The following is a 26,742-nucleotide window of genomic DNA, read 5'->3' on the forward strand; positions in this document are numbered from 1 at the left end:
AAGGAGAGCCTAGATGCGTAAAACCACCGCCGCGGAAATAGCGCGGCTGGTTTCCGTCGCGACGCCGTGTCGTCTTTTAGGTGACGACCGCACGGTCGTTGGCCCTGACGTCGTTCGAGATAACCGGGAAGCCACGAAGGAGTCGCTGTTTGTTGCTTTGGTGGGCGAGAAGTTCGACGGTCACGATTTTGCGTCCAAAGCCGTTGAGGCCGGCTCCAGCGTTATTTTGGCTAATCGCGCCACCGACGCTGACGCCACTCACGTCATCTGCCCCGATACTCTTGTTGGGCTCAGCGGTTTGGCCAGGGGAGTGGTGGCTCGCGAGATCGAGCGCGGTCTGACCAACTTCGCCATCACAGGCAGCTCCGGCAAGACCTCCACCAAAGATTTGTTGGCTCAGATTCTCGAGCACAGCGCCTCGGGCAATGTGGTCAGCCCGCAGGGCAGCTATAACAATGAGATCGGAGTGCCTCTAACCGCCTGCCAGGTGGACGAGGCAACCCAGTATTTTGTTGCGGAGATGGGCGCTGACGCCAAGGGCGACGTAGCAAAGCTCTGCCAGATAGTGCCGCCGAAAATCTCGATGATCATCAACATCGGAATGGCCCACCTCGGCAAGTTCGGCTCGCGCGAGGCCATCGCCGAGGCCAAATCCGAGATTTTCGAGGCGCTGCCGCAAGACGGCTGGGCAGTGCTGAACGCCGACGACGACTTGATCTCGAAGATGTGTCCTAACGCCAACTTGGCTGCGTTTAGCATCAGGGAACTCCCGGATTACGAGATCGCGGTTAGCGTCGAGGACGTCGAGTGCGACGATTACGACCGTTACTCTTTCATTCTGGTCACGTCCGTGCGACGTGACATACAGCGTCATCCTGTCAAGCTGAAAGTGCTTGGCAAAGCGCAGATGATCGATGCCGCCGCCGCAGCCACTGCAGCTCTCGCGGCTGGGCTGGCACCTGAGAAGATCGCGGAGGGGCTGAGCCTTGCAGAAGCAAGGTCGTCTTGGCGAATGGCGTTGACAGAGCTTTCAGACGACATCGCCATCATCAACGACGCATACAATGCCAACCCAGGCTCGATGGCCGCAGCGCTAAATAGCCTGTCGGGTATGGGATCTCGCAATGGCAGGCGGAGGCGAACAATCGCGATTCTCGGCGACATGCTCGAATTGGGCGATAAGTCCTATGACCTGCACCGCAACGTTGGACGAATGGCTGCGGAGTTGGGTATCACCAAGGTTTATGCAGTCGGCGAGTTCGCATCCTACATTTCCGAGGGCGTAACTAAAGCCGGCGGATCGGCTGAGGTGGCGGATCCTGCAAAGATTGCCGAAATACTCGAGCTGAGCGCAGGCGATATTGTGTTGGTGAAGGCCAGCCGCGGGTTAGCCTTAGAGAAGGTGGCCGATAGGCTCACCGAACGGTTTAGCAACTAGGTTCAGGCGAGGAGAACATGAAACTCATCGTTACGGCTGGCGTGCTTACGCTGCTGATGGTGTTGGTCGGCACTAGATTTTTCATTAAGTTTCTGACCAAACACGAGTACGGCCAGTTCGTCCGCGATGATGGCCCGACCACTCATAAAACCAAGCGTGGCACCCCGACGATGGGTGGCATCGTGATCATCTTCTCTGTGGTTTTGGCCTACGCAATTTCTCACCTTGTCTTCTGGACGCCACCCTCGATCAGTGGGCTTCTACTATTGTTCTTGCTGGTTGCCGCGGGGCTGTTGGGGTTCATCGACGACTGGACGAAGATCAGCCACCAGCGTTCGCTAGGGCTAACGGGCAGGGGAAAGCTGATCGGCCAGGCGCTGATCGGTGGCGTGTTCGGGTTTTTAGCCCTCCAATTTCCCGACGGTTATGGCGTTCGTCCGGCATCACAGATGATCTCGTTCACCAGGGACATCTCCTGGTTGAAGCTGCCGATCGTGCTCGCGATCATCTTTATGATTGTTTTAATTACGGCGTCCTCCAACGCGGTGAACCTCACTGACGGCCTGGATGGCCTAGCTTCTGGTTCGTTGACGATGGTTTTCGGCGCGTACACACTGATCACCATCTGGCAGCGAAACCAGTGGTGTGGCTCCGGCGCAGGTGCGGATCCCCAGTGCTACATTTCGCGAGATCCCTGGGACCTGGCAATCATCTCTGCGGCACTCGCGGCAGGATGTTTTGCGTTCCTTTGGTGGAACGCGAAGCCTGCGAAGATCTTCTTGGGCGACTCTGGTTCTCTGGCTCTTGGAGCGGCAGTCGGCGGTCTCGCCATCATGACGCGCACCGAGCTGCTCCTAGTCATTCTCGGCCTGCTCTTTGTCATCGAGGCGGCCTCCGTAATCATCCAGGTTTCGTACTTCAAAGCCACTAAGGGCAAACGAGTCTTCAAGATGACTCCGCTCCACCACCACTTCGAGTTGCTCGGGTGGGAAGAGGTAACCGTGGTGATTCGATTCTGGATCATCTGCGGCATCTCGGTCAGCATGGCCCTCGCAGTTTTCTACACGGGATGGGTAATAGGACAGTGAAAGATTGGCTAGCTGACGCCGACCGTAATTCGGATTGGTCGGCGGCCAACGTCGTCGTAGCGGGCATCGGAACCGCTGGTTACGCCTGCGCGGACGCGCTACTGGAGGCGGGCGCAAACGTTACCGTGCTCGACGATAACGACTCCGACGTCAACAGGGAGCACGCCCAGATTATTGAGGCTTTGGACGGCAAGGTTTGTCTTGGGCCAGGCGCCTCGGCGAAGCTTCCTGGAGGCACCGATCTAGTGGTCACCTCTCCGGGCTGGCGTCCCAGTTACCCGCTTCTTGCTCAGGCCGCTGAGGTTGGCGTTCCGATTTGGGGCGACGTCGAACTTGCTTGGCGTTTCATGCACCCCGATCGTGTCGTGCCGTGGCTGGGTGTAACCGGCACTAACGGCAAAACGACCACCACTCAGATGCTCACCTCGATGCTTCGCGCGGCTGGGCTTAAGGTTGCCGAGGTCGGCAATATCGGTCGTCCGATCATCGAGGCCATCAACGACGAGATCGACTACGACGTCTTCGCCATCGAGCTGTCCAGCTTCCAGCTGCACTGGTCTCATTCGCTGAGTCTCCACTCGGCGGCGGTGCTAAACCTGCACGAGGACCACCTGGAGTGGTACGAGCCGTGGACTGCTGACAAGGCGCACGCTTATCGCGCATATCGCGACGACAAGGCTCGAATTTTCGAACACGTCACGCACAGCTGCGTATACAACGCTTCTGAACCTGAAACCATGAAAATGGTAGAGGAGGCCGAAGTCGTCGAGGGCGCAAGGGCCATCGGGTTCACTCGAGGCATCCCTGGTTTGAGCATGATCGGCGTGGTGGACGACGCGATCGTCGATCGAGCTTTCGTCGAAAAACGGCAGAGTTCCGCGCTTCCGCTAGCCGAGCTTTCGGATGTGGTGCCGTTCGCGCCGCACAACGTGGAGAATGCACTGGCTGCGGCTGCTTTAGCCCGCAGCTTCGGAGTTCCCGGCGGTGCCATCAAGAAGGGTCTGAACGACCTGCACATTGGCGGGCACCGAATCGCGACCGTGGCCACTAGCGATGGCGTCACCTGGGTCGACGACTCGAAAGCGACGAATCCGCACGCCGCGAACAGCTCTATGCAGGCTTTCGACAGCATCGTGTGGTTGGCCGGTGGCCAGACCAAAGGCACATCCTTTGACGAACTAGTCACTGAACACGCCGACAGGCTGGCCGGGGCGGTCGTTTTTGGCATAGACCGCGAGGTAATCGCGGACGCGTTGAGACGACACGCGCCCGAGGTTCCGCTGATCGTGCTCGATCGAGGCGACACTGGAGTTATGGCCGACGCGGTTGCCGAAGCAGCCAAAATGGCCAGACCCGGCGACACAGTATTACTGGCACCGGGAGCAGCCAGCCGCGACATGTGGACCGGCTACGACGCGCGCGGAGACGATTTCGCAAAAGCAGTTAAAGACATCACTTCGAGATAAACGGGAGGGGCTCGGATGGCGAGTGTACGGCGTTCGACGAATATGCGAGCACAAAATCCCGTCATTGAGGAACGCCTGCGCGCCAACAATAGGCTTAAGAGGCTGACGAACCGGCTGAACGATCCGATGGCCGACTACTACATGCTTATGGTCGTCGCCGGTCTGCTGATCGCTATCGGTCAGGTCATGGTGCTTTCTGCCAGCACGGTTTGGTCGAGCGTTAACTATGGCAATCCGTATCACTTTTTCGTCCGTCAGCTCGTGTTCCTGATTCTTGCGCTGCCGGTTGCCTGGTTGCTCTCTCGGCTCAAAATGGTGCACTATCACGCGCTCAGCTGGATCTCCCTGAGTGTTAGCATCTTTCTTCTTGTGCTCGTCTTCACACCGCTGGGTCATGCCGAGTACGGAAACCGGTCTTGGTTGCGACTAGGGGCATTGGGCTCCATCCAGCCTTCCGAGTTTGCGAAGTTTTCTTTGGTGCTGTGGGCAGCGAGCATATTCGCTAACCGCAGGCAAACGCTCGACGAGCCTAAGCGGCTGCTCTTTCCGCTGCTGCTGGGCTACGGCGTGGTGCTGGGTCTGGTTTTGGCCCAGCACGACCTCGGCACCGCTGTGATCATCTTCATCATCATGTTCGCCACACTGTGGTTCGTCGGAGCTCCGCCACTGATTCTGCTCAGCCTGGGCGGGGCGGCGGCTGTTGGGGTGGGCGCGCTAATCCTCTTCGATTCCGAGCGAGTGAAAAGATTCACCAGCTTCTTGGGCAATTCCACCGACGGCTCGGATCAGCCCCTGAACGCCATCTACGGGCTCGCCAGCGGTGGCTGGTGGGGGCTCGGGCCGGGTCGTTCCCTGCAAAAGTGGGGAGGCCTCTACAACGGCGCTCAGACCGACTACGTCTTCGCGGTTTTGGGCGAGGAACTCGGCCTGATGGGGTCGATGATCGTCATCGGTTTATTCGCGTTGCTCGGCTATGTGGGGATGCGCATCGCGCTTCGTTCTGCGCAGCCGTTTTTCCGTTATGCAGCCGCAGGGATTACGGCATGGATCTGCCTGCAGGCTGTGTTGAACATCGCGGTGGTCATGCGGCTGCTGCCGGTGTTCGGTGTGCCGCTGCCGTTCCTGAGCCAGGGAGGATCCGCGCTGATCTCTAACGTGGCTGGCATCGGCGTGTTGCTGGCTGCTGCCAGGAACGAGCCCGCAGCAATAGAATTTAGAAAGGCAAAGACGGCGAAGCATCCCAAACTGATTAGCGTCGTCGATACCGGTAAAGGCGGTCGAAAAAGATGAGCACCCCTAGCATTGTTTTGGCCGGTGGCGGAACTGCCGGACACACGTCGCCATTGATCGCGACTGCACAAGCGCTTAAGGACGCCTGCCCCGATGTGAAGCTGACCTGTATTGGTACTGAGCGCGGGCTCGAAACCAAGGTCATTCCCGCGGCCGGATTGGATCTTGAGTTAATCCCCGCAGTCCCGATGCCCAGGCGCCCAAACGCGGACCTAGTGAAGCTGCCAGTGCGACTCTCTAACGCAATGCGCAGGAGCCGTAGGATTTTGCGTGAGTCCGGTGCCAACGTGGTCGTCGGATACGGCGGTTACGTATCGACGCCGGCTTATCTTGCCGCCCGTAGTCTGAGGATTCCAGTGGTCATTCACGAGCAGAATGTTCGTCCCGGCATGGCTAATAAGCTAGGTGCCAGGTTCGCGGCAAAGGTGTTCACCACTTTCCCGGCGACGGCGCTGCCCGGCGGGGTTCGCATCGGGCTGCCCGCGCGCAAGCAGATCACTGAGCTTGCCCTTGCCGAAGATCGAGACGTGGTCAGAAAGCTTGCCCGTAAACAGTTTGGTCTGCCCGAGGACGGACCGGTGCTGCTCGTCAGTGGTGGTTCGCAGGGCGCAAAGACGCTAAACGATGCCACGATTGGCGCGTTGGATCAGCTGCTGTGGAAAGGCATCAGCGTCCTACACGTGTGGGGGCCAAAGAACTACCCAAAGGACGCCGTGATCCGTCAGCACGAGTCCGGTGCGCGTTATGTGCCGGTTGATTACGTGGACAACATGCCCGATGCCTATGCCGCAGCAGATTTCATGCTCGCACGTTCAGGCGCAGGCACCGTTGTGGAAACCGCGATGGTGGGGTTGCCTGCCATCTTTGTTCCGCTGGCGATAGGAAATGGCGAGCAGGCACTGAACGCCCATGAGAGCGTCGCAGCCGGGGCCGCAGTTTTGATTGCAAACAGCGAGCTGAGCGCAGCCCGGCTGATGGATGAGGTGCACGTTCTGCTTGAACCCGGAAGACTTCGCAAAATGCGTAAGGCAGCCAGCGCCTTGATGCCTGCTGATGCCGCGAAAAAGTTAGCTCACGAGATTTTGGAGTTGGCATGAGTCTGATCGAACCAGTTGAGTTGGTGCCTGCTAGCCAGGCGGGGTCGCTACATTTTCTGGCGATTGGCGGTGCTGGCATGAGCGGCCTCGCGTTCGCGTATCAGGAGCTTGGTGCTTGCGTCAGCGGCTGTGATCAGGTCGAGTCTAAGAACCTCCGCAGGCTAGCGGCCGCGGGCGTTCCCGTCAGCGTCGGCCACGACGTCAACCATCTGGACGGCGTCGACACGCTGGTGGTTAGCTCTGCGATCCGCCAAGAAAACGTCGAGCTCGTCGAAGCCAGGAAGCGCGGCCTACGCGTTTGGCACAGGAGCGCTGCACTGGCGGCCCTTATGATCGGAAAGATCGGTATCTCCGTGGCCGGTACACACGGTAAGACAACCACGAGCGCGATGATCGCCGAGATCCTGACCGAGGTGGGTGCCAAGCCCTCATATGTCATCGGTTCTCCGCTGGCGTCAACTAGCTCCAGCGCTGAACTTGCGGAGGGGGACGCGTTCGTCGTCGAGGCGGACGAGTCGGACGGTTCGTTCTTGCAGTATCCGACCAATATCGCGGTGGTCACGAATATCGAGGCAGACCACCTAGATAACTGGCACACTACCAACAACTATCACGACGGTTTCACTAAGTTTGCGACGGCAACCTCCGTACGCCACGTCGTTGCTTGCGCCGACGACCCTGGCGCCGCAGAACTGGCTGAGATCGTCCGGTCGGGAGGCGGCAAGGTCACGACCTACGGCGAATCCGAGAAAGCAGATGTTAGCTTAAGCGACTTTAACTTCGATGGCCTGCACGCCCAGACGACGCTGCACACCGCGGACGGCGACTTCCGGTTGGCCCTGCAGGTTCCCGGCAAGCACAACCTGCTAAACGCTGCTGCCGCGTTCATCGTGGCGCGTTTACTCGGTTGCGAGCCTGCGGAGATCTCGGCTGCTGCGGCGAAATTCACTGGCACGTTCCGGCGCTTTCAGGCGGTCGGCGCGGTTGACCTGCCCGATGGTCGCGTCCACATCTACGACGACTATGCCCACCACCCGACGGAGTTGCGGGCCGCGCTGAAGGCTGCCCGAAAGGTGAACCCGAATGGCCGCTTGATTGCCTGTTTCCAGCCCCACCTGTACAGCAGAACCCAGGAATTTGCCGAAGAGTTCGGCCAGGCGCTGTCCCTGGCGGATGTTGCTGTAGTGACTGACGTCTACGCCTCCAGGGAAGACCCCATCGAGGGTGTCACCGGTCGGTTGGTCGTGGATAAGATAGACGGTCCCGAGGTGCATTACGTCGAGGACAAATCTGAGCTGCCCGCACAGCTTGCCCGGATCTGCAGGGGAGGGGACCTTGTGCTGACGCTAGGCGCTGGAGACGTAACGATCGTCGGTCCGCTTCTCGTCGATCAGCTTGCCGAAGCCGGAGCGAGTGTAGTAGCCCGATGAGCGATGTTCGAGACATCAGGCCCAAGATTGATTTAAAGAGGCGTGCCGCCAGAAAGACGAGGCTTAGGCGGTTAGCTGTCTTGCTGGTCGTTCTGTTGCTTTCAGCAGCGCTGGCTTGGCTCGCCTTTTTCTCGTCGGTTTTTACCGCGAAGAACGTTAAGGTGACGGGCAATTCGCTGGTCACTAGCGAGCAGGTTGTCGAGGCCGCGCAGGTGCAGATGGGCATTCCGTTGGCCAGACAAAATCTGGGCGAGCTCGGGGAGCGTGTCGCGACGCTGCCGCCGGTCAAATCGGTCAAGGTGAGCCGTGGCTGGCCTAGCTCGATTAAAATTAAGGTCACAGAGCGAACTCCGCTCTTCCAGCTTCGCGTGGGCGAGCAGTGGCATTGGGTGGACGAGGAGGGCGTTGCCTTCTACTCGGCCAGCGAGCCCAATGAGGAGCTGCCCAGGGCACTCGCGCAGTCTCCAGATGCTGAGTTGCTGGTGGACGTCGCAGAGGTGCTCAAGGTGCTGCCCGCAGAGGTCTTGGAACAGGTGACGGCGACGAATGCCATGAGCCCCGAACACATCGTTCTCGAGCTCACGGGCGATCGATTGGTCAACTGGGGAAGCTCAGACAACAGCGCAGAGAAGGCCAGGGTTCTCGTGCCACTGCTAGCTCAGCCGGGACAAAATTACGATGTGTCGGCCCCATCGAATCCCGCAATTAGCTAAAAGTCTTGAGTTGAGCTTTAGGCTTTTTAGATTTAATCCGCCTCCAATAGACAGTTTTCGCCCAGGCGCATAACCTTTCGAGTGGATACCCGTGTGGGCTGGCCATTTGTTTTGGTAATTTTGACACAATGAAGATCAGCCCAACTGGCGGGCTATCTGCCCTGAAATGATGGGTTTTGTACTTTCGATATAAGGAATGAGGCGGGCTCGGTGGCTACTGCGTCGCAGAACTACTTAGCGGTCATCAAGGTTGTCGGCGTCGGTGGCGGCGGCGTCAATGCTGTTAACCGCATGATTGAAGCAGGCCTGAAGGGTGTTGAATTCATCGCAATCAACACCGATGCACAGGCTCTATTGATGAGCGACGCTGACGTCAAGCTCGATATTGGTCGCGAGTTGACGCGCGGTCTTGGCGCTGGTGCCGACCCAGAGAAGGGCAGGCAGGCCGCTGAGGATCATTCCGATGAGATCGAGGAGACCCTTAAGGGTGCCGACATGGTCTTCGTCACCGCAGGCGAGGGCGGCGGCACCGGCACCGGCGGCGCGCCCGTCGTGGCTAAGATCGCCCGTTCACTCGGCGCGCTGACCATTGGTGTTGTGACGCGTCCGTTCAGCTTCGAGGGTAAGCGTCGTTCTCGTCAGGCCGAGTCTGGCATCGAGACGTTGCAGCAGGAAGTCGACACCTTGATCGTCATTCCAAACGACAAGCTGCTCGAGTTGACCGACAAGCGCATTGCGATCCTCGAGGCCTTCCACGAGGCCGACCAGGTGCTGATGCAAGGTGTTTCCGGCATCACCAATCTGATCACCACTCCAGGCCTGATCAACCTAGACTTCGCCGACGTCAAGTCGGTCATGAGCGACGCAGGATCCGCCTTGATGGGCATCGGTTCGGCCCGTGGCGAGTCACGAGCCCAGGAGGCCGCAGAGCAGGCAGTTAATAGCCCGTTGCTCGAGGCCAGCATCGACGGCGCCCGTGGCGTCTTGCTGTCCATCGCGGGTGGTTCCGATCTCGGCCTGTTCGAGGTCAGCGAAGCCGCAAGCCTGATCGAGGAATCCGCCCACGACGAGGCGAACATCATCTTCGGTACCGTCATTGACGACAGCCTCGGCGACGAGGTCCGCGTAACGGTCATCGCTGCTGGCTTCGATGGTGGCGCACCCAAGCCCAAGGCGCAGGCTCAGCAGATTCGTAAGCCCGCAGAGCGCAAGTCTGCCGAGCAGTCCGCTCAGCAGAACCAGCACTCTGAGGCTCCGACCGAGCACAAGCGCACTCCGATCGGTTCTGCCCAGCCCCAGATTCCGGGCACCGGCTCCGATGAGGTCACTCACATCGCGGAGCGCCCGCCCTTCACTCAGGCGGCGAAAGTCGAAGAGGACATCGAGGACGACGGCCTGGATATTCCAGAATTCCTGAAGTAGTAAATGTTCTGCTTCGAGCTAAGCCCACGTCGCAATGGCGGCGTGGGCGTTGCTTTTACCGACCGCAATGATGGCTTCTCTGAAGGCCCGTTGGCCAGTTTCAATCTGGGCAAAACCGACGAGGATGTCCCGGAGGTCTTGCGCTCCAACATGGCTGCATTAAAGTCCAGACTGGGGTTCGATTCCGTCGTCGCGCTCCATCAGGTGCACGGCGTCACCGTATTCGATGCTGACGCCGACCAGCGCGATTGGCTTGGCGACGAATGGTTAGGTGATCGCTTCGGTGCGCCGCTTCCGCAGGCTGACGCCTCGATAACCACTATTCCTGGACGAACCCTGATGATCAGGGTCGCCGACTGCGTGCCGGTCGTTTTCGCGGCCGACGGTTGCGTCGCAGCCGCCCACGCGGGAAGGGCTGGGCTGCTGAACGGCGTCCTGGAAGAGACCGTCAAAGCGATTCGGGAGCGAACCTCCGGCCAGATAAAGGCTTGGATCGGGCCACACATTTGCGGATCCTGCTACGAGTTGCCCGAGCAAATGGTCCAAGATGCAAAGAAGGATTTCCCCGAGGCTGTCGCAACCACGTCCTGGGGCACCCCGTCCTTGGACTTGGGTGCCGGGGCTAAGGCTCAACTCGAGCGGCTGGGCGTTGAGGTAGAGGCGGTGGGGAAGTGCACCCGGGAATCCGCCGACCTTTTCAGCCACCGCGGCAATGGTCCGCAGACGGGTAGGCAAGTCGGGCTAGTGTGGCTGGAAGCTTTAAAGTAGCGTTAAACTTTACTTAGAGTTTCGCGCGCCGGGCGTGCCCGTCGCTACGGTTACCAGGTAACCTTGTGTCACACGTGTTCTCGAAGGTGGGTTTTGATGGCAGGGTTTTTGAAGAAGACAGCGGCTTGGCTCGGTTTAGTCGCCGACGACGAGACGGTCGACTACGACGCCGAGGAGTTCAGTGAGCCGATCTATCGTTCCGAGAACAAATCGGGGCGCTCCACCGTAACCCAGATCAGGCCCGTCGAAAGCGAAGATGGCCCGCAGATCACCGATCTATCTCGCATAATCACGGTTCAACCGCACAGCTACAACGAGGCTCGTACCATTGGCGAGCAGTTCCGCGATGGGGTGCCGGTAATCATGAACCTAACAGACATGGAGGGCGAGGACGCCAAACGCTTGGTGGACTTCGGCTCCGGTCTGATCTTCGGACTTCGCGGAACCATCGAGCGAGTGACCAACAAGGTCTTCCTGCTCTCGCCCAACAACGTCCAGGTGACCGCCGAGGACAAAGAGCGCATCAAGGGCGATTTTTTTAACCAAAGCTAAGGAGACTAATGGTCGTTATCGGCCTAGCTATCTATTGGGTGCTGAGGATCTATCTGTGGGCTTTAATCGGCCGAATGGTCATCAGCTGGGTGCCTCTCTTCGCTCCCGACTGGAGGCCAGGAAAACTGCTCGCCTCCCTTTTCGAAATCGTTTACACGCTTACAGATCCGCCGCTTAAGTTCTTGAATCGCTACATCAAGCCTCTTCCTCTGGGCACTGTAAGTCTCGACCTTGGCTTTATGGTTCTCTTCGTAATTGTGCTTTTTGCGCAGCGTTTGACCCTTTTTATTTTCTTTTAGCCGCGTTTCTTGGCCTATCCTGATTAAGTATTAGTTGAGTCAAACCCCGCGAGGGTTTGGCCAAAAACACCGAGGTACTGCCAGACAGGGCAGTGCGTGAGAACTACTGGAGCCTTCATGACGCTGTCATTAGACGAAGTGCGCAACATCCGCTTTCCGATGGTGCGCAAGCCGAACGAGGACGGCTACCGTGCTAGCGCGGTCGATAATTTCATGGACAAGCTGGAAATCAGCTATGCCGATCTCGTCGCCGAAATTGAGAAGCTGAAAGCAGATCAGGGCCAGGCCGCGGACACCGAAGGCTTGACCAACGAGATAAACTCGCTGCGTTCCGAGAACGAAAACCTGAAGGAAGCCAAGCAGCGCGCGGACGAAGAAGCCGATTCGCTGCTGGCGCAGTTGAACGAGCTTCGTGAAAGCTCCGACGTCGCTAAGACCGGCGACGAGCAGCTGCGCAAGGAGAACGAACGGCTGCGCTCCGAGAGCGAGCAGCAGCGTGACGAGATCGAGAATTTGCGCGCCCAGCTAGCCGCCGCGACCCAGCAGGTTGCCAATGCTCCGACCGCCGACGAGATCACCAGCTCCAACCTTGGTCTGGTCACCGACGGCGTTCAGCACATCGAGGTCACCACTAGCCAGCAGGCAAGCCCCGCTGTTGTTCGTCTGGTTGAATTGGCCACTCAGCAGGCAGAAACCCTGCTAAACGACGCCAAGGCCGATGCGCGCAACCGCCTCGACACCGCCAAGACCGAGGCCGAGCGCGTAACCAACGAGGCCAAGTCCAACGCTGAGCAGACCACCGCTGAAGCTCAGGCAACTGCCGATCGTCTGGTCAACAACGCTCAGAACGAGTCCGATCGTCTAAACACCGAGGCTCGTGAGAAGGCCGAGAACCTGCTTGCCGACGCCCGCGGTCGCGCTGATCGCCTCGACACCGAGGTCACTAACCGTCGCTCCGAGCTGTTCAGCCAGCTGGAGTCCGAGCGTGACGTTTTGGCTCGCCGCGTAACCAACCTCCGCAACTACGAGGGTGCTTTCCGTGAGTCTCTTAACAACCACCTGCAGAACCAGTTGCAGGCGCTGGAACAGCTAAACCTCGCTCCCGATGAAGCTCCGAACATGAACGCCATGTACGGGCTGGGCAAGCTGAATGCATCCACTCCGCGCCTCGATGCGCTGCTCGAAGAAAGCAAGCTTGAGGAAAACAAATAATTAACTTTTGCTAAACAAGTTGAGGGCAGATCCCGATGGGTTCGGCCCTCAACTTCTTTTTGCGGATATTTTTTACCTTTTAATCCGAATATCTTTGTTTAGCCTGCTTTTGTCTAAGCCGAGGCTAATATGGCATTTTCAAAAACTCCTTTGCACATCTGCAAAAAGAGTGTAAGGTTCACGCAAGTTATTAAGGAGGTCATCGATGGCTACCAAGACTTCTAGCGCGAAGGAGAAAGCGCTTCCGGTTCTCCCCGGGGAAGATCCCTGGACCGAAGAGGAGATCGCCGAGGTTCGTTCGGAACTGGAGGCCGATCGCGCCAAGCTCGAGGCATCTTTGGCCGAGTCTGAAAAAGACCTTGACGAGCTTCTGCGCGAGGGTAGTGGCGGCGCTGGTCGCGACCCGGTCGACGTTGGCTCGTCCAACTTCGAGCGCGATCAGGAGCTGAGCCTGCACGCCAATTCCCGGGACATGCTCGAGCAGACGATCATCGCTCTTCGTGCCCTTGAAGACGGCACTTACGGCCGTTGCGAGCTGTGCGGCGAGCCGATCGGTAAGCTGCGTCTTTCCGTGTTTCCCCGCGCAACCACCTGCGTCAACTGCAAGAAGCGCCTGGCTAGGCACTAGCATTGACTCTCGATGAGTGCGAAAGGTTCTGATCAAGGATTTATAGCGGCCCTGAATGCTGGCCCGAAGCTGTCTAAAGCGGCCTCTTGGGCTGTGCTTTTGGGGCTCGCTGTAGTTTTCTGGGGCATAGACCGGGCCTCGAAGATGTGGGCGATCTATGAATTGAGCTCCGGCCAGCAGATCCCGGTCATCAACGGCCTGCTCAAATTTGAGCTTTACTTCAACCCTGGTGCTGCGTTCAGCATGGGGGAGTCCTTCACGGTCGGTCTGACTATATTTTCTATCGTTATTTTTGGCGCAGTGCTGGCGTTTCTGGCTCCCAAGCTCAGGGGTATTTGGTGCTGCTTTGGTTTCGGTCTTTTGCTCGCTGGAATTGCTGGAAACGTGACGGATAGGTTGTTCTGCCCGCCCGGCCCGTTTAGGGGGCATGTTATCGATTTCATCTCGCTTAAATACTTTGCTGTGTTCAATGTGGCTGACATGTGCATCACTGGCGCAGCTATCCTTTTCATAGTTTTGCTCTTGTTTTTCGATCGCAAAGCCAAGAAGCTAGACGAGGATGCGGCATGAAGGTTCTGCTAATTCCTGATGGCCTGGAGGGAGAGCGCGTCGACGTTGCAGCCTCGCGGATGACTGGCCTGACCCGTTCGCGGGTCTCCACGCTCATCGATGAGGGCAAGGTTCGCCTAGACGGTGGGCCCGTGAAGCCTTCGGTTAAGGTGCTTGGCGGTCAGATGCTCGAGATCGATCTTTCCGAGCCGGTGCGCAGAGCAAAGGTGCGTCCCGCGCTCGCTGATGGTCTAAAGGTCATTTACGACGACAGCGACATCATCGTCGTCGACAAGCCTGCGGGAGTCGCCGCGCACCCGTCCCTCGGCTGGGACGGTCCCGACGTGGTAAGCCACCTAGCAGCAGCTGGTTATGCGATCTCAACTTCCGGCACCCCTGAGCGCCAAGGCATCGTCCAACGCCTAGACGTGGGCACGTCGGGTCTGATGGTGGTCGCCAAGAGCGAACACGCATACACTCTTCTGAAACAGGCTTTCCGCGACAGGACGGTTAACAAGATTTATTTCGCTCTGGTCCAGGGGCACCCGGACCCGTTCAACGGCACTATCGATGCCCCGATCGGCAGGCACCCTGGTTCCGCCTGGAAATTTGCCGTCACCACCGACGGGCGACGTTCGGTGACTCACTACCAGACGATCGAGGCCGCTCCCGCCGTAACTCTTCTGAGGATTCACCTGGAAACTGGGCGCACCCACCAGATCCGCGTTCATATGTCTGCCTTTGGACACCCTTGTGTGGGCGATCCGCTCTATGGCTGCGATCCGATCCTTGCTGAAAAGGTGGGTCTGGACAGGCAATGGCTACACGCTGCAAAATTGGGCTTTATTCATCCTGGAAGCGGTGAATATGTCGAATTTCGGAGCAATCCACCGCGTGAGTTGTCGTCAGCTTGGCACCAGCTACGCGATAAATGAATTTCTCAGGTAACCTAGAGACTGTGCGTAGAGCGAAAATTGTTTGTACTTTAGGTCCCGCTACCTCCACGCAGGAGCGGATGGAAGAGCTAATGAAGGCTGGCCTCGACGTTGCTCGTTTTAACATGAGCCACGGCGACCACAGCGAGCACCTTGTCAGGCTGCAGGAAACCCGTGCAGCCAGTGAGGCGGTCGGCAAGACCATCGGTCTGCTGGCCGACCTGCAGGGCCCCAAGATTCGTCTTGGTGTCTTTGCCGAAGGCAAGGTAGAGCTGAGCTACGGCCAGAACTTCACCATTACTGTCGACGATGTGCTTGGCGACAACCAGCGCGCCTCGACCACTTACAAGGGCCTGCCGGGCGACGTCAAGGTCGGCGATCAGATCTTGATCGACGACGGCAACGTTGCGCTGGAGGCCGTTGAGGTTACCGACACCGACGTTGTTGCCAAGGTCACCGTTGCCGGCCCAGTCAGCAACCACAAGGGCATTAACCTGCCGGGCGCCATCGTTAACGTTCCCGCGCTGAGTGAGAAGGACGAGAACGATCTGCGCTGGGCGCTGCGTAATGACTTTGACATGATTGCATTGTCGTTCGTGCGTCAAGCATCTGACATCACCCGCGTCCACGAGATCATGGACGAAGAGGGCGTGCGCCTTCCGGTCATCGCCAAGCTGGAGAAGCCGCAGGCCATCGCAAACCTTGACGAGATCATCGACGCATTCGATGGCTTCATGGTTGCCCGTGGCGACCTGGGCGTCGAAATGCCGCTCGACGAGGTCCCGCTGGTCCAGAAGCGCATCATCCGTAAGGCGCGTAAGTTCGCAAAGCCGGTTATCGTAGCAACTCAGATGCTGGATTCTATGATCACCTCGCCTCGCCCGACTCGCGCTGAGGCTTCCGACGTTGCCAACGCTATTCTCGACGGCACCGACGCGGTCATGCTCTCAGGCGAGACCTCGGTTGGTTCTTACCCGGTCGAGACTGTTCAAACGATGGCAAGGATTGTCGAGAGTACCGAGCGTCGCGGTATTAAGCAGATCTCCAAGATTAAGTGGGATCCGCACACCACCGGTGGCGTTGTAGCTATGTGCGCAGCTCAGGCAGCAGAGCAGATTGAAGCCAAGTTTATGGTGGCTTTCACCCAGTCTGGCGATACTGCTCGCCGCCTATCGCGACTGCGTAACCGTATTCCGCTTATCGCGATTACCCCCGATGAGCAGACCTCACACTGGTTGACCCTATGTTGGGGTGCTCAGGTATTCCAGAGTCCTGATTTCGCAACTAACGAAGAGATGGTCACTCATGCCAATAAGATGCTGCAGGAACAGCTAGGCGGCGAAGAAGGCCAGTATAGCGTTATCGTCTTCGGTTCTCCGATTGGTGTTGCTGGTAAAACCAACACCATGCGCGTTCATAAATTGCGTGATAAGAATTGGAAAGAAGGCGGCAAGGAGTAATCCTTAAGCTAAAAGATCCCTAGCCAATTGGCTAGGGATCTTTTAGCTTGTGCCCGAGGTGGGAGTCGAACCCACACGACCTTTCGGGTCAAACGATTTTGAGTCGTTCGCGTCTACCATTCCGCCACTCGGGCTAAGGAGTGGGCTGCTCGTTGCAAAACGAACGACAGATAGCTTACTAGCTAACGACGGACTTGCAAATTGATGATTTGTTTTCCATAAGTTGCACAGATTTTTGCGAATAGAGTTAATGTCGTAGCCGAAAGCATATTTGTTTCGCTGATTTTTCATTTTCAATGGAGTAATGAAAAATTGTTATCGTTTGCTTTCGCAAATGATCTGTATTTGTTTTTATTCGTTGGGTATGGCCCAGTAGATGAGCGAGGATGAAGTGGCTAAAACCGCTGATAAGAACGAGAAAGAAGAGAAGGTGACCCGCCCCCGCGTGCTTGTCGCTGAAGACGAGGCGCTGATCAGGCTTGATTTGGTTGAACTTCTCGAGGAGCAGGGCTACGAGGTGGTAGGCCAGGCTGCAGATGGCGAGAAAGCCGTCGAAATGGCCAGGGAACTTCGGCCCGATTTGGTTGTGATGGATGTGAAGATGCCGAAAATGGACGGCATCACTGCGGCTGAGAACATCACAGACGAGCGCATCGCGCCCGTCGTCATGCTCACTGCTTTTAGCCAGCGCGAGTTGATCCAGAAGGCGAAGACCGCGGGGGCGATGGCTTACGTCGTTAAACCGTTCGATGCGTCCGACGTCGTTCCGGCGATTGAGATCGCTATGGCGCGGTTCCAAGAGATGCAGGCCCTCGACGATGAGGTAGCTAGCTTGGAAGAGCGTCTGGAGTCTCGCAAGATCATCGATCAGGCGAAGGGCATCCTCCAGGAGGCCCTGGGCATGACTGAGCCGGAGGCTTTTCGTTTCATCCAGAAGACCGCCATGGATCTGCGTAAGTCGATGCGCGAGGTGGCGAGTGGGGTTATCGCCCACGAGAACGGCGAGAAAGAGTAGGTCTAGGCCGAGATAAGTCTGCAGGTCAGCCGGCCGACTGCTATCAGCCGGTCTTCGCTGTCTGTCAGCTCCACGGTGTATACCGCGCTGGTCGAGCCCAGGTGCTGCGCATTGGCGACTCCTTGAACGTAGTCGCCACGCGCTCCTTTCAGGTGGCTGACGGATAATTCAGTACCAAGCGCAATTTTTCCGTCACCTGCCCATTCGCTCGCGCCGATTGAGCCGAGCGTCTCGATCATGGCAGCGCTGGCCCCGCCATGCCACCTGCCTGCCGGCTGGGTGTTTCCGGCTATCGGCGCCTGGCCCCGAACTTCCTCGGCGGTTGCCTTTGTAATCTCGAGGCCGAGCTTTTCGTCGAATGCGCTGTTCAGCTGATCCATGCCTCCATAATGGCACGAGCTGGTTTTTACTCTGTGCGATAGAGTCGGGCCATGGCCGAAAACAGACCTAAGCTCATTCTGATCGACGGACATTCGATGGCTTTCAGGGCTTTTTACGCCTTGCCGCCGGAGAATTTCTCTACGAATACCGGGCAGTACACGAATGCTGTTTACGGCTTCACCTCGATGCTCATCAACCTGCTGCGCGACGAGCAGCCGACGCACATCGCCGTAGCTTTCGATCTGTCTCACGTCACCTTCAGGACGAAGGAGTATTCCGACTACAAGGGGACCCGTCCGGAGACTCCGCCCGAGTTTAAGGGCCAAGTGGACATGATTCGCGAGGTCTTGACGGCGTTGAACATCGTCTATGTAGAAAAGGAAAACTATGAGGCAGACGATGTCATAGCAACCCTCAGCAAGCAGGCGAACGACGCTGGCTGGCAGACCCTGATCGTCAGCGGCGACCGCGATTCGTTCCAGCTGATCAACGAGAACACCACCGTTTTGTATCCGAAGCGCGGTGTTTCGCAGATGGATCTGATGACCCCGGAGGCCGTCGAGGCTAAGTACGGTGTGTCACCGCAACGCTATCCCGAGTTGGCGGCCCTCGTCGGTGAGACCAGCGACAATCTGCCCGGTGTTCCGGGCGTCGGCCCGAAGACAGCTGCCAAGTGGATTGTTAATTACGACGGCCTGGAGAACATATTGGCCAACCCTGATCAGATCAAGGGCAAGGTTGGCGACTCCCTGCGTGCCCACCTCGACGACGTAAAGCGCAACAGGAAGCTGAACAGGCTCGTCAGGGATTTGGAGCTCTCAGCTGGTCTGAATGATTTAAACATGCGGGAGTACGATCGCGAGCAGGTGCACGAGATTTTCGATGCTCTCGAGTTCCGCACCCTACGTGAACGGCTCTTTACCACGTTCCCGCAGGAGGGTGAAGAGGTCGCAGAGCAGGTGGAAATCGACGGTTCCGTTCTGCAACCCGGTGAATTGGCCGATTGGCTCGAAGAAAACGGCGATCTGCTCGGCATGGATCTTGAGATCGTTGAGGGCGATATAAATTCAATCGCGCTCGCAACCCCTGACGGCAAAGCCGCCTGGTTCGATGTTGCTGAGTCGAATTCCACGGAGGAAAATGCTTTCGCCAATTGGCTAGCGGATCCTCAGAAGAAGAAGGTCATCCATTCCGCAAAAACGGCATGCCTGGCCTGCTGGGACAGGGGATGGCAGATCGAGGGGTTGGCCTGCGATACAGAACTTGCAGCCTATCTGCTGCATCCGGATCAGCGCAGCTATCAGCTCGCGGATCTCTCTATCCGTTACCTGGGCCGAGAGCTTAAAACCGATGAAGATGCCGGACAGGCGACCCTAGATTTTGGTGGGGCAGAAGCCGCAGAGGCAGCCATGAATCGAGCGGCTGCGGTAATTGGGTTCCGCAAGGCGCTGACCAGTGAACTCGACAAGGTTGGTCAGGTCTCGCTGCTCAACGACGTCGAAATGCCGCTGCAGAAAGTCCTAGCGAAGATGGAATTCACCGGCATAGCCGTCGACACTGACGGCCTAGAAAAGCTGCGCGACGACTACGACGCCAGCGTGGTTGAGGCTCAGAGCAAGGCTTTTGAGTCGATTGGTCACGAGCTGAATCTCGGTTCTCCGAAACAACTGCAGAAGGTTCTTTTCGAAGAGCTGGAGCTGCCAAAGACGAAGAAGATCAAGTCTGGCTACACCACGGACGCCGAGGCATTGAATACGCTTTACGCCTCCACCCGGCACCCGTTTTTGGAGCACCTCCTGGCATATCGCGACTCCATCAAACTGCGTCAGACGGTCGATGGTCTGCTTGCCGCAGTTGCATCAGATGGCAGGATCCACACGACTTTCCAGCAGACCGTGACGGCAACCGGCAGGCTCAGCTCTACGGACCCGAACCTGCAGAACATTCCGACGCGCACCACAGCGGGGGCCAGGGTTCGTGATGTTTTCGTCGTCGGCGACGGCTTCGATGGCTTGATGAGTGCCGATTACTCGCAGATCGAAATGCGCGTAATGGCCGATGCCTCGGGCGATGAGCACCTGATCAACGCCTTCCGCAGCGGCGTCGATTTCCACACCGATACTGCTGCGAAGGTTTACGGGGTTGACGCCAGCGAGATCACTCCGCAGATGCGCGCACACGTCAAACAGATGAACTATGGTCTGGCCTACGGGCTGAGCGCATACGGCTTGTCGAGCAGGATCGGCGTCTCCGTCGCTCAGGCGAACGAGTTGATGGAGGACTACTTCGCCACATTTGGCCAGGTTCGCGACTACCTCGAGGGGCTTGTCGAGCAGGCCAGGAAGACCGGATACACCCAGACGTTGCTGGGCAGGCGCAGGTATCTGCCAGACTTGAACTCGTCGAACTGGCGACGCAGACAGATGGCAGAGAGGGCTGCGCTGAACGCTCCGATTCAAGGCTCGGCGGCCGACATCATCAAGATAGCCATGCTGCGGGTCGACGAGAAACTGAAGGCAGGCGAGTTCAAATCGCGGATGCTGCTTCAGGTGCACGATGAACTCGTGCTCGAGGTGGCAGAGGGCGAACGTGAGCACGTCGAGGAACTGGTCGTCCACGAGATGGCCAACGCTGCCGAGCTGAAGGTGCCGCTAGATGTTTCCGTCGGTTATGGAAAGACGTGGCATTCCGCGGCTCATTAGAGCAAAAAAATAGCGCTGGAAATCAGTGCTATTTTTATTTAAAAGTTTAACCGGTGATCAGATCGCCGTAGAAGATCATGCGGCCCAGAGTCACGTCCGATCCGTTGTCCGGATAATCGGAGCAAACCGTAAGAGAGAACCTCGGGGAGCCCTCGTCGTCGTAGATCAGGTCTCCGTTTACCTCCGGGTTGTAGTCGGCAACCCACAGGTGCTTGGAGCCGGAGTAGCGGTAGCAGGCTGATTTGCCCTCGTCGTTGCTGATCTTGATTACGGTTTTACCCTCGGTCCAGGCGCCGTTGATCAGGTCGTTTCCAAGGCCACCACCATAGCGATAGGTATGGGCGCTCAGAGTGGCCATACCTTCGGGCGAGCCTACCTTGGGCCCACCAGTAAACCACGCGACTGTGTGGCCTTCGTTCGGCGGGGGAGCCTGAGCAGCGCCCTCGCTGTCGAGGCCGAGGGACATCATCTTCAGGGGAGTGTCTGTGCCGATGACCAATAGCTGGGTTGGGTCATCGACAATATCGGGGGTCGTAGGGCAACCTTCAGGGATCGCAGGTTGGGTAGGCGTCTGCACGTTAGCCGGCGTGGGTGTGTCGACCTTGCGATTGTTTAAGGCGTAGATGGCCCCGGCGACAATCAACAAAAAAATGACCAGGAGTGCCGCTGCTTTGCCTATTTTTCCACTCATTTTTCCCCTAGCAATGGTTAATTTCAGGCGCTCTGTAAGGGTAACAAATGACTTTGAATATCTAAATGAATTGGAAACGGGTAAGAAGCTGGGGAAAGGCAAATGCACACTCGATTGACCCCACAGAGGTTGGCAGTTAAGCTTGAGTTTGCTGTGTTTTCGCGTGCCCAGACGTAGCGGCAACGCCAGATTTCGAGTAATGCATTAAGCGTAAAATGAAGTCCGGAGCTTAGCTTGATTCGCAGCAAAACGAACTATTCAACCAAATCGGAGCCCTACTACACATGACGTCCTCCACTGAGGCCTCACAGGTCGCTATCGACGACATTGGAACTCCTGAGGCCTTCGAGGCTGCAGTCGATTCCACCATCAAATACTTCAACGACGGAGATCTTGTTAAAGGCACTGTCGTAAAAGTTGATCGTGATGAGGTGCTGCTTGACATCGGTTACAAGACCGAAGGTGTCATCCCCTCCAAAGAACTTTCCATTAAACATGATGTCGACCCCTTCGACGTCGTCCAGGTTGGAGACGAGATCGAAGCTCTCGTCCAGCAGAAGGAAGACAAAGAAGGTCGCTTGATTCTGTCCAAGAAGCGCGCACAGTACGAGCGCGCCTGGGGCACTATCGAGAACGTCAAAGAAGAAGACGGCGTTGTCACTGGTAACGTCATTGAGGTCGTCAAGGGCGGCCTCATCGTCGACATCGGCCTTCGTGGCTTCCTTCCGGCATCGCTGGTCGAGATGCGCCGCGTCCGCGATCTTCAGCCCTACGTTGGCCGCGAGATCGAGGCCAAGATCATCGAGCTCGACAAGAACCGCAACAACGTTGTACTGTCGCGTCGCGCCTGGCTGGAAGAAACCCAGTCGGCAGTCCGTCAGCAGTTCCTGCAGGATCTTGCCAAGGGCCAGATCCGCAAGGGCACCGTTTCCTCCATCGTCAACTTCGGCGCTTTCGTCGACCTTGGCGGCGTAGACGGCCTGGTTCACGTTTCCGAGCTGTCCTGGAAGCACATCGACCACCCGAGCGAGGTTGTCGAGGTTGGCCAGGAGGTCACCGTCGAGGTTCTCGACGTGGACTTCGATCGCGAGCGCGTTTCGCTGTCGCTTAAGGCAACCCAGGAAGATCCGTGGCAGGTCTTTGCTCGCACGAACGCCATTGGCGAGATCGTTCCGGGCAAGGTCACCAAGCTCGTCCCGTTCGGCGCTTTCGTTCGCGTCGACGAGGGCATCGAGGGCCTGGTCCACGTTTCCGAGTTGGCCGAGCGCCACGTCGAGATCCCCGAGCAGGTTGTTTCCGTCGGCGATTCCGTCATGGTCAAGGTCATCGACATCGACCTCGAGCGTCGTCGCATCTCCTTGAGCCTCAAGCAGGCCAACCAGGGCGTTGACGTTCAGGCCGACGACTTCGATCCGTCGCTGTACGGAATGACCGCCAGCTACGACGAGCAGGGTAACTACATCTACCCCGAGGGCTTCGATCCGGAGACCAACGAGTGGAAGCCGGGCTATGAAGAGCAGCAGGCTGCTTGGGAAGCCCAGTACGCCGAGGCCCAGGCACGCTGGATGGCTCTCAAGAAGCAGGCCGCTGAAGCCGAGCACACCGAGGAAGAGCTGGTCGAGGCCGCTCCCGCCGCCGGTTACTCCTCTGCTTCCAAGCCGAGCACCGAGGACAGCTCGCCTAAGGGCGCGCTCGCTTCCGACGAGGCGCTGCAGGCTCTGCGCGAGAAGCTTTCGAGCAACAAGTAAGCAGTAAGAAAATTGCCCCCTCAAGTGAGGGGGCAATTTTTTTGTCGGAAATCAGTGAGTCTTTGCGGTATGGTGCGCACATGTTGAAAGTTGGCCTGACGGGTGGAATCGCGTCCGGCAAGACCTCCGTGGCTAACCAGTTGAGAGATCTTGGCGCAACGATCATTGACTCCGATGTTTTGGCCCGCGAGGTAGTAGAGCCAGGTACGGATGGTTTTGCCGAGGTTGTGAAAAGATTCGGCAACAGGGCGATAGGGCCCGATGGTGGTTTAGATAGGCAATGGCTGGGGTCGGTGGTTTTTCTCGACGAGAATGCCAGGCGAGACCTCAATGCGATTATTCACCCCAGAGTCCGAAAAGCAGCCCAGCTGATGGAAGCCCAAGTGCCCGACGACGGGGTAGCGGTGCAGGTAATTCCGCTCTTGGTCGAGACCAATCAGCAGGACGACTTCGATTGCCTGGTCGTCGTCGATGTGCCGGAAGAGGTGCAAATAAAACGTCTGATGGCTCGAAATGGCTTCACTCGGCCGCAGGCTGAATCGCGGATTCGTTCGCAGGCGAGCCGGCAAGAACGGTTGGCGGTGGCAGACTTCGTCATCGACAATTCCGGTTCGTTCGAGCATACGAGGATCCAGGCTGAGGAGCTTTGGCGCAGACTGGTCGGTTGATTTAGAGGAAGCCCTTTGGCCGATTTTTTGATTGGCTAGCATTGAGTACATGGAAAAAGTTGATTTTTGGTTTGATCCGTCATGTCCGTGGACTTGGGTAACCTCCATATGGATGCGCGAGGTGGCCAGCCTCCGAAGCCTCGAGGTTAATTGGCACCCTTTCTCGCTTTACATTCTGAACGAGGGCCGCGAGCTGAATCCCGACTACCGCAAGCTGACCGATTACAACTTCATCGGCTCCAGGGTCACCGGCGCAGTAGCCGCGGAAGCCCCGGAAAAGCTCTCCGACTTCTTCACCGCAGTCGGAACTAAGTACCACAATGAGGGCCGTGGCAAGGAAGATTACGCAGGAATCTTGAAGGAGGCGCTCGCCGACTGCGGTCTCGATGCACAGTTGTTCGAGCGAGCCGAAGCAGGCGAGTTCGACGAGTCGCTTCGCGAATCCACTAAGGCTGGTCTGGACATCGTCGGCGACGAGGTCGGCGTCCCGATCGTTTCGTTCAACGGCGTGGGTTTCTTCGGCCCCGTAATCGCCAAGAGTCCCCGTGGCGACGAAGCCCTCAAGCTTTGGGACGGCTGCCTTGCTGTTGCGAGTGTCGACAACTTCTATGAGCTCAAGCGTTCCAGGAACGTTCGCCCGCAGTTTGACTAGCTAAATATTTATGCGGCCCGAAGCGTTTGCTTCGGGCCGCTTTTTATCTGTGCACCCTGGGCTTACCGCGTAGTCTGGGATACATGCGTCCTAAGGAAAAAATTTCTCGCAGGGTGGCCCCATTCAAGGTGCACTCGGAGTTCGAGCCCGCCGGCGATCAGCCAGAGGCCATCAAGCAGCTAGCAGAGCGCATTAATGCGGGTGAAAAGGACGTCGTTCTGCTTGGTGCGACGGGCACGGGTAAAACAGCAACGGTGGCGTGGCTCGCTGAGAAGATCCAGCGGCCGATGCTCGTCATGCAGCCGAACAAGACCTTGGCGGCGCAATTCGCTAACGAACTGCGAAACTTCTTCCCGGAAAACGCGGTTGAGTATTTTGTTAGCTATTACGACTACTACCAGCCAGAGGCGTACATCCCGCAAACGGATACTTACATCGAGAAAGATTCCTCGCTAAACGAGGAAGTCGAACGGCTCAGGCACTCCGCAACCAACTCGCTGCTGACCAGGAGAGACGTCATCGTGGTTTCCACGGTTAGCGCCATCTATGGTTTGGGTACTCCTCAAGAGTATGTCGACCAGATGCTGACCCTAAAGGTCGGTGAGGATTGGGATCGAAGGGATCTGTTGAAGCATTTGGTGACAATGCAGTACACCAGAAACGACGTGGCGGCTCTCAGAGGCACGTTCCGGGTTAGGGGAGACACGCTGGAAATTTTCCCGATGTATGAGGAGAACGCCGTCCGCGTCGAGTTCTTCGGCGATGAAATTGATGCGCTTTCCACGCTGCATCCGCTGACGGGCGAGTTGATCAGCTCCGACGACGAGATCTATGTTTTTCCGGCTAGCCACTACACCGCGAGCAAAGACCGCATGGAACGCGCGATGCGCGACATTGAGCAAGAACTCAACGAGCGCGTCGAGGAACTAGAAACCCAGCACAAACTTTTGGAGGCCCAGCGCCTGCGGATGCGCACCACTTACGATCTCGAGATGATGGCTCAGATCGGAACCTGCTCGGGCATTGAGAACTACTCGAGGCACATCGACGGCCGTCCGCCGGCGTCTCCGCCGAACTGTCTGCTTGACTACTTCCCGGAGGATTTCGTTCTCGTGGTTGACGAATCGCACGTCACCATTCCGCAGATCGGCGGCATGTACGAGGGCGATATGAGCCGAAAGCGCACTCTGGTGGAGCATGGCTTCCGCCTGCCCAGCGCAATGGACAACAGGCCGCTAAAGTTCAACGAATTCGTCGAGCGCATCGGTCAGACCATCTACCTTTCTGCGACTCCTGGGCCGTATGAGATGGAGCGCTGCGATGGGGTTGTGGAGCAGATTATTCGCCCAACTGGCCTCGTCGACCCCGAGATCATCGTGAAGCCAACCCACAACCAGATCGATGATCTGATGGGCGAGATCAACGAGCGCACGCAAAAGTATGAGCGCGTTTTGGTAACGACCCTGACCAAACGGATGGCCGAGGACCTCACCGATTATTTGGTGGAAAACGGTATCAGGGCCCGTTACCTGCACTCTGAGATCGACACGCTGCAGCGAGTGACTCTGCTTCGCGAATTGCGCGAGGGGCAGTACGACGTGCTAGTTGGCATCAACCTGCTCCGCGAGGGCCTAGATCTTCCCGAGGTGTCTTTAGTTTCTATTCTTGATGCGGACAAGGAGGGTTTCCTGCGTTCTCAGCGCTCGCTGATTCAGACGATCGGTCGTGCTGCACGCAACGTTTCGGGCCAGGTGCACATGTATGCCGACAAGATAACCGACTCTATGGAGACGGCCATCGACGAGACGAATCGTCGTCGCGAAAAGCAGATCGCTTACAACAAGGAACACAACATCGACCCGAAGCCGCTGCGCAAGAAGATTTCGGATATTACGGAGCTGCTCGCCAGGGAAGAGGCAGACACCGATGCGCTGCTTGGTAAAAAAGCTCCGCGTGGCCTGCACAGCGCTCTTGACGTTGACAACCGCAAGAAGATCGACCCGAAGGACATCCCGCAATCTGAGTTGGCCGACCTCATCGTTGAGCTGTCCACCCATATGAACACCGCTGCAGGCGAACTACAGTTTGAGCTAGCAGCCAGGTTGCGCGACGAAATCGCGGATCTAAAACAAGAGCTGCGGCAGATGGTAGAGGCAACGAAGTGATTAAGGGGCTCGGAATTGATTTCGTATTCGTACCCCGGAACTGGTCAAGGCTATTAGCTGACTAAATTGGCGAGCAGATCATATCTGCTCGCCAATTTTTTGCAGATAAAGTGCTGTCGCCTTTGCTTTTTCTTGCCCGCCAGGCGGCTTAACAGATGGGCCAACCCGAGGGTGCGCATTTTTTTGGCATCGGAAAATTACAGGTTTCTCGATTTTTCGAATCGGATGGCGGAAAGCTTGGGGAAATATCTGCATGAGCGCTTTGGCTGCTGATTTTCCAACTCAGTGAAATGGGAACAAAATGCCAGGCTCAGAATAAGGTATTGGGTATTAATTTCCCCCTAGGGGATCGGTTTGGTCGGCTAACATTTCC

General features: G+C 57.5%; 23 protein-coding genes, 1 tRNA gene and 1 pseudogene. 22 read left to right on the plus strand and 3 right to left on the minus strand.

Going from position 1 to position 26,742, the window contains the following annotated elements; genetic code table 11:
• Positions 1-13 precede the first annotated feature (13 nt).
• The 16 genes and pseudogenes from G556_RS0101645 (at position 14) to pyk (ending at position 16,347) form a co-directional block, all read left to right on the plus strand.
• On the plus strand, positions 14-1,438 hold the full coding sequence (locus tag G556_RS0101645; RefSeq protein ID WP_028821526.1) for a UDP-N-acetylmuramoyl-tripeptide--D-alanyl-D-alanine ligase: 1,425 nt from the start codon (positions 14-16) through the stop codon (positions 1,436-1,438).
• Between the two features lie 17 nt (positions 1,439-1,455).
• Positions 1,456-2,526, plus strand: a complete 1,071-nt coding sequence (gene mraY / locus G556_RS0101650) for a phospho-N-acetylmuramoyl-pentapeptide-transferase (protein WP_028821527.1) — start codon at positions 1,456-1,458, stop codon at positions 2,524-2,526.
• Positions 2,508-3,992 carry a UDP-N-acetylmuramoyl-L-alanine--D-glutamate ligase gene (murD, locus tag G556_RS0101655; RefSeq protein WP_028821528.1) on the plus strand — a complete coding sequence of 495 codons (1,485 nt, stop codon included), beginning with the start codon at positions 2,508-2,510 and terminating at the stop codon, positions 3,990-3,992. The genes mraY and murD overlap by 19 nt, the downstream gene beginning before the upstream one ends.
• Before the next feature lie 15 nt (positions 3,993-4,007).
• Positions 4,008-5,282 carry a putative lipid II flippase FtsW gene (gene ftsW / locus G556_RS0101660; protein WP_155941712.1) on the plus strand — a complete coding sequence of 425 codons (1,275 nt, stop codon included), beginning with the start codon at positions 4,008-4,010 and terminating at the stop codon, positions 5,280-5,282.
• Positions 5,279-6,379, plus strand: a complete 1,101-nt coding sequence (murG, locus tag G556_RS0101665; RefSeq protein WP_028821530.1) for an undecaprenyldiphospho-muramoylpentapeptide beta-N-acetylglucosaminyltransferase — start codon at positions 5,279-5,281, stop codon at positions 6,377-6,379. Before ftsW ends, murG begins: the two co-directional genes overlap by 4 nt.
• On the plus strand, positions 6,376-7,809 hold the full coding sequence (murC, locus tag G556_RS0101670; RefSeq protein ID WP_028821531.1) for a UDP-N-acetylmuramate--L-alanine ligase: 1,434 nt from the start codon (positions 6,376-6,378) through the stop codon (positions 7,807-7,809). Before murG ends, murC begins: the two co-directional genes overlap by 4 nt.
• On the plus strand, positions 7,806-8,522 hold the full coding sequence (locus tag G556_RS09840; RefSeq protein ID WP_051176533.1) for a cell division protein FtsQ/DivIB: 717 nt from the start codon (positions 7,806-7,808) through the stop codon (positions 8,520-8,522). The genes murC and G556_RS09840 overlap by 4 nt, the downstream gene beginning before the upstream one ends.
• A gap of 210 nt (positions 8,523-8,732) precedes the next feature.
• Positions 8,733-9,680 (plus strand): annotated as a pseudogene (ftsZ, locus tag G556_RS0101680) (cell division protein FtsZ); the annotation flags it as partial.
• Between the two features lie 306 nt (positions 9,681-9,986).
• On the plus strand, positions 9,987-10,712 hold the full coding sequence (locus tag G556_RS0101685) for a purine nucleoside phosphorylase YfiH/LACC1 family protein (RefSeq protein WP_338048830.1): 726 nt from the start codon (positions 9,987-9,989) through the stop codon (positions 10,710-10,712).
• Between the two features lie 96 nt (positions 10,713-10,808).
• Complete coding sequence (locus G556_RS0101690) at positions 10,809-11,264, plus strand: cell division protein SepF (RefSeq protein ID WP_028821534.1); 456 nt, start codon at positions 10,809-10,811, stop codon at positions 11,262-11,264.
• A gap of 8 nt (positions 11,265-11,272) precedes the next feature.
• Positions 11,273-11,563 carry a YggT family protein gene (locus G556_RS0101695; RefSeq protein ID WP_028821535.1) on the plus strand — a complete coding sequence of 97 codons (291 nt, stop codon included), beginning with the start codon at positions 11,273-11,275 and terminating at the stop codon, positions 11,561-11,563.
• Positions 11,564-11,680: 117 nt separating this feature from the next.
• Positions 11,681-12,775 carry a DivIVA domain-containing protein gene (locus G556_RS0101700; RefSeq protein WP_028821536.1) on the plus strand — a complete coding sequence of 365 codons (1,095 nt, stop codon included), beginning with the start codon at positions 11,681-11,683 and terminating at the stop codon, positions 12,773-12,775.
• A gap of 205 nt (positions 12,776-12,980) precedes the next feature.
• On the plus strand, positions 12,981-13,403 hold the full coding sequence (locus G556_RS0101705; RefSeq protein ID WP_016456591.1) for a TraR/DksA family transcriptional regulator: 423 nt from the start codon (positions 12,981-12,983) through the stop codon (positions 13,401-13,403).
• A 12-nt stretch (positions 13,404-13,415) separates the two neighbouring features.
• Entirely contained in the window at positions 13,416-13,973 is a 558-nt protein-coding gene (gene lspA / locus G556_RS09845; RefSeq protein ID WP_051176534.1) for a signal peptidase II, read from the plus strand.
• Positions 13,970-14,887 (plus strand): RluA family pseudouridine synthase, encoded by a 918-nt coding sequence (locus G556_RS0101715; protein WP_028821537.1) that lies wholly within the window; start codon positions 13,970-13,972, stop codon positions 14,885-14,887. The genes lspA and G556_RS0101715 overlap by 4 nt, the downstream gene beginning before the upstream one ends.
• Entirely contained in the window at positions 14,884-16,347 is a 1,464-nt protein-coding gene (pyk, locus tag G556_RS0101720; RefSeq protein WP_028821538.1) for a pyruvate kinase, read from the plus strand. Before G556_RS0101715 ends, pyk begins: the two co-directional genes overlap by 4 nt.
• A gap of 50 nt (positions 16,348-16,397) precedes the next feature.
• On the opposite strand, the gene G556_RS0101725 is transcribed toward pyk, so the two are convergent.
• Positions 16,398-16,481: transfer RNA gene (locus G556_RS0101725), tRNA-Leu, on the minus strand.
• A gap of 242 nt (positions 16,482-16,723) precedes the next feature.
• Between G556_RS0101725 and G556_RS0101730 the strand changes: the two genes are divergently transcribed.
• On the plus strand, positions 16,724-17,362 hold the full coding sequence (locus G556_RS0101730; protein ID WP_028821539.1) for an ANTAR domain-containing response regulator: 639 nt from the start codon (positions 16,724-16,726) through the stop codon (positions 17,360-17,362).
• Between the two features lie 2 nt (positions 17,363-17,364).
• Here G556_RS0101730 and G556_RS0101735 read toward each other — a convergent pair whose 3' ends face one another.
• Positions 17,365-17,742 carry a PaaI family thioesterase gene (locus G556_RS0101735; RefSeq protein ID WP_028821540.1) on the minus strand — a complete coding sequence of 126 codons (378 nt, stop codon included), beginning with the start codon at positions 17,740-17,742 and terminating at the stop codon, positions 17,365-17,367.
• Positions 17,743-17,793: 51 nt separating this feature from the next.
• On the opposite strand from G556_RS0101735, the gene polA reads away from it, so the two are divergent.
• Entirely contained in the window at positions 17,794-20,445 is a 2,652-nt protein-coding gene (gene polA / locus G556_RS0101740; RefSeq protein ID WP_028821541.1) for a DNA polymerase I, read from the plus strand.
• 46 nt (positions 20,446-20,491) lie between these two features.
• Here the strand turns inward: polA and G556_RS0101745 are convergent, their stop codons facing one another.
• On the minus strand, positions 20,492-21,136 hold the full coding sequence (locus tag G556_RS0101745; protein ID WP_028821542.1) for a class F sortase: 645 nt from the start codon (positions 21,134-21,136) through the stop codon (positions 20,492-20,494).
• 284 nt (positions 21,137-21,420) lie between these two features.
• Between G556_RS0101745 and rpsA the strand changes: the two genes are divergently transcribed.
• The 4 genes from rpsA (at position 21,421) to uvrB (ending at position 26,369) form a co-directional block, all read left to right on the plus strand.
• Positions 21,421-22,884, plus strand: coding sequence for a 30S ribosomal protein S1 (gene rpsA, locus G556_RS0101750; protein ID WP_024111597.1), 1,464 nt, complete (start codon positions 21,421-21,423; stop codon positions 22,882-22,884).
• A gap of 80 nt (positions 22,885-22,964) precedes the next feature.
• Positions 22,965-23,552 carry a dephospho-CoA kinase gene (gene coaE / locus G556_RS0101755; RefSeq protein WP_036915375.1) on the plus strand — a complete coding sequence of 196 codons (588 nt, stop codon included), beginning with the start codon at positions 22,965-22,967 and terminating at the stop codon, positions 23,550-23,552.
• A gap of 49 nt (positions 23,553-23,601) precedes the next feature.
• A complete protein-coding gene (locus G556_RS0101760; protein WP_036915377.1) occupies positions 23,602-24,204 on the plus strand; it encodes a mycothiol-dependent nitroreductase Rv2466c family protein in 603 nt (200 codons plus the stop codon).
• Positions 24,205-24,287: 83 nt separating this feature from the next.
• Positions 24,288-26,369: an excinuclease ABC subunit UvrB gene (gene uvrB / locus G556_RS0101765; protein ID WP_028821545.1), complete on the plus strand. Its 2,082-nt coding sequence runs from the start codon at positions 24,288-24,290 to the stop codon at positions 26,367-26,369.
• Positions 26,370-26,742: the final 373 nt, after the last annotated feature.

The sequence above is a fragment of the Propionimicrobium lymphophilum DSM 4903 genome (assembly GCF_000423485.1).
Classification (GTDB): domain Bacteria; phylum Actinomycetota; class Actinomycetes; order Propionibacteriales; family Propionibacteriaceae; genus Propionimicrobium; species Propionimicrobium lymphophilum.

Bases quoted from the DNA above. Each gene is read 5' to 3' on its own strand.
- murD (WP_028821528.1), top strand. From the start codon at position 2,508: ATGGGTAATAGGACAGTGAAAGATTGGCTAGCTGACGCCGACCGTAAT.
- rpsA (WP_024111597.1), top strand. From the start codon at position 21,421: ATGACGTCCTCCACTGAGGCCTCACAGGTCGCTATCGACGACATTGGA.
- uvrB (WP_028821545.1), top strand. From the start codon at position 24,288: ATGCGTCCTAAGGAAAAAATTTCTCGCAGGGTGGCCCCATTCAAGGTG.
- G556_RS0101690 (WP_028821534.1), top strand. From the start codon at position 10,809: ATGGCAGGGTTTTTGAAGAAGACAGCGGCTTGGCTCGGTTTAGTCGCC.
- G556_RS0101745 (WP_028821542.1), bottom strand. From the start codon at position 21,136: ATGAGTGGAAAAATAGGCAAAGCAGCGGCACTCCTGGTCATTTTTTTG.
- G556_RS0101760 (WP_036915377.1), top strand. From the start codon at position 23,602: ATGGAAAAAGTTGATTTTTGGTTTGATCCGTCATGTCCGTGGACTTGG.
- murC (WP_028821531.1), top strand. From the start codon at position 6,376: ATGAGTCTGATCGAACCAGTTGAGTTGGTGCCTGCTAGCCAGGCGGGG.
- G556_RS0101645 (WP_028821526.1), top strand. From the start codon at position 14: ATGCGTAAAACCACCGCCGCGGAAATAGCGCGGCTGGTTTCCGTCGCG.
- polA (WP_028821541.1), top strand. From the start codon at position 17,794: ATGGCCGAAAACAGACCTAAGCTCATTCTGATCGACGGACATTCGATG.
- ftsW (WP_155941712.1), top strand. From the start codon at position 4,008: ATGGCGAGTGTACGGCGTTCGACGAATATGCGAGCACAAAATCCCGTC.
- pyk (WP_028821538.1), top strand. From the start codon at position 14,884: ATGAATTTCTCAGGTAACCTAGAGACTGTGCGTAGAGCGAAAATTGTT.
- murG (WP_028821530.1), top strand. From the start codon at position 5,279: ATGAGCACCCCTAGCATTGTTTTGGCCGGTGGCGGAACTGCCGGACAC.
- G556_RS0101705 (WP_016456591.1), top strand. From the start codon at position 12,981: ATGGCTACCAAGACTTCTAGCGCGAAGGAGAAAGCGCTTCCGGTTCTC.
- G556_RS0101695 (WP_028821535.1), top strand. From the start codon at position 11,273: ATGGTCGTTATCGGCCTAGCTATCTATTGGGTGCTGAGGATCTATCTG.
- lspA (WP_051176534.1), top strand. From the start codon at position 13,416: ATGAGTGCGAAAGGTTCTGATCAAGGATTTATAGCGGCCCTGAATGCT.
- G556_RS09840 (WP_051176533.1), top strand. From the start codon at position 7,806: ATGAGCGATGTTCGAGACATCAGGCCCAAGATTGATTTAAAGAGGCGT.
- G556_RS0101735 (WP_028821540.1), bottom strand. From the start codon at position 17,742: ATGGATCAGCTGAACAGCGCATTCGACGAAAAGCTCGGCCTCGAGATT.
- mraY (WP_028821527.1), top strand. From the start codon at position 1,456: ATGAAACTCATCGTTACGGCTGGCGTGCTTACGCTGCTGATGGTGTTG.
- G556_RS0101730 (WP_028821539.1), top strand. From the start codon at position 16,724: ATGAGCGAGGATGAAGTGGCTAAAACCGCTGATAAGAACGAGAAAGAA.
- G556_RS0101700 (WP_028821536.1), top strand. From the start codon at position 11,681: ATGACGCTGTCATTAGACGAAGTGCGCAACATCCGCTTTCCGATGGTG.
- G556_RS0101715 (WP_028821537.1), top strand. From the start codon at position 13,970: ATGAAGGTTCTGCTAATTCCTGATGGCCTGGAGGGAGAGCGCGTCGAC.
- coaE (WP_036915375.1), top strand. From the start codon at position 22,965: ATGTTGAAAGTTGGCCTGACGGGTGGAATCGCGTCCGGCAAGACCTCC.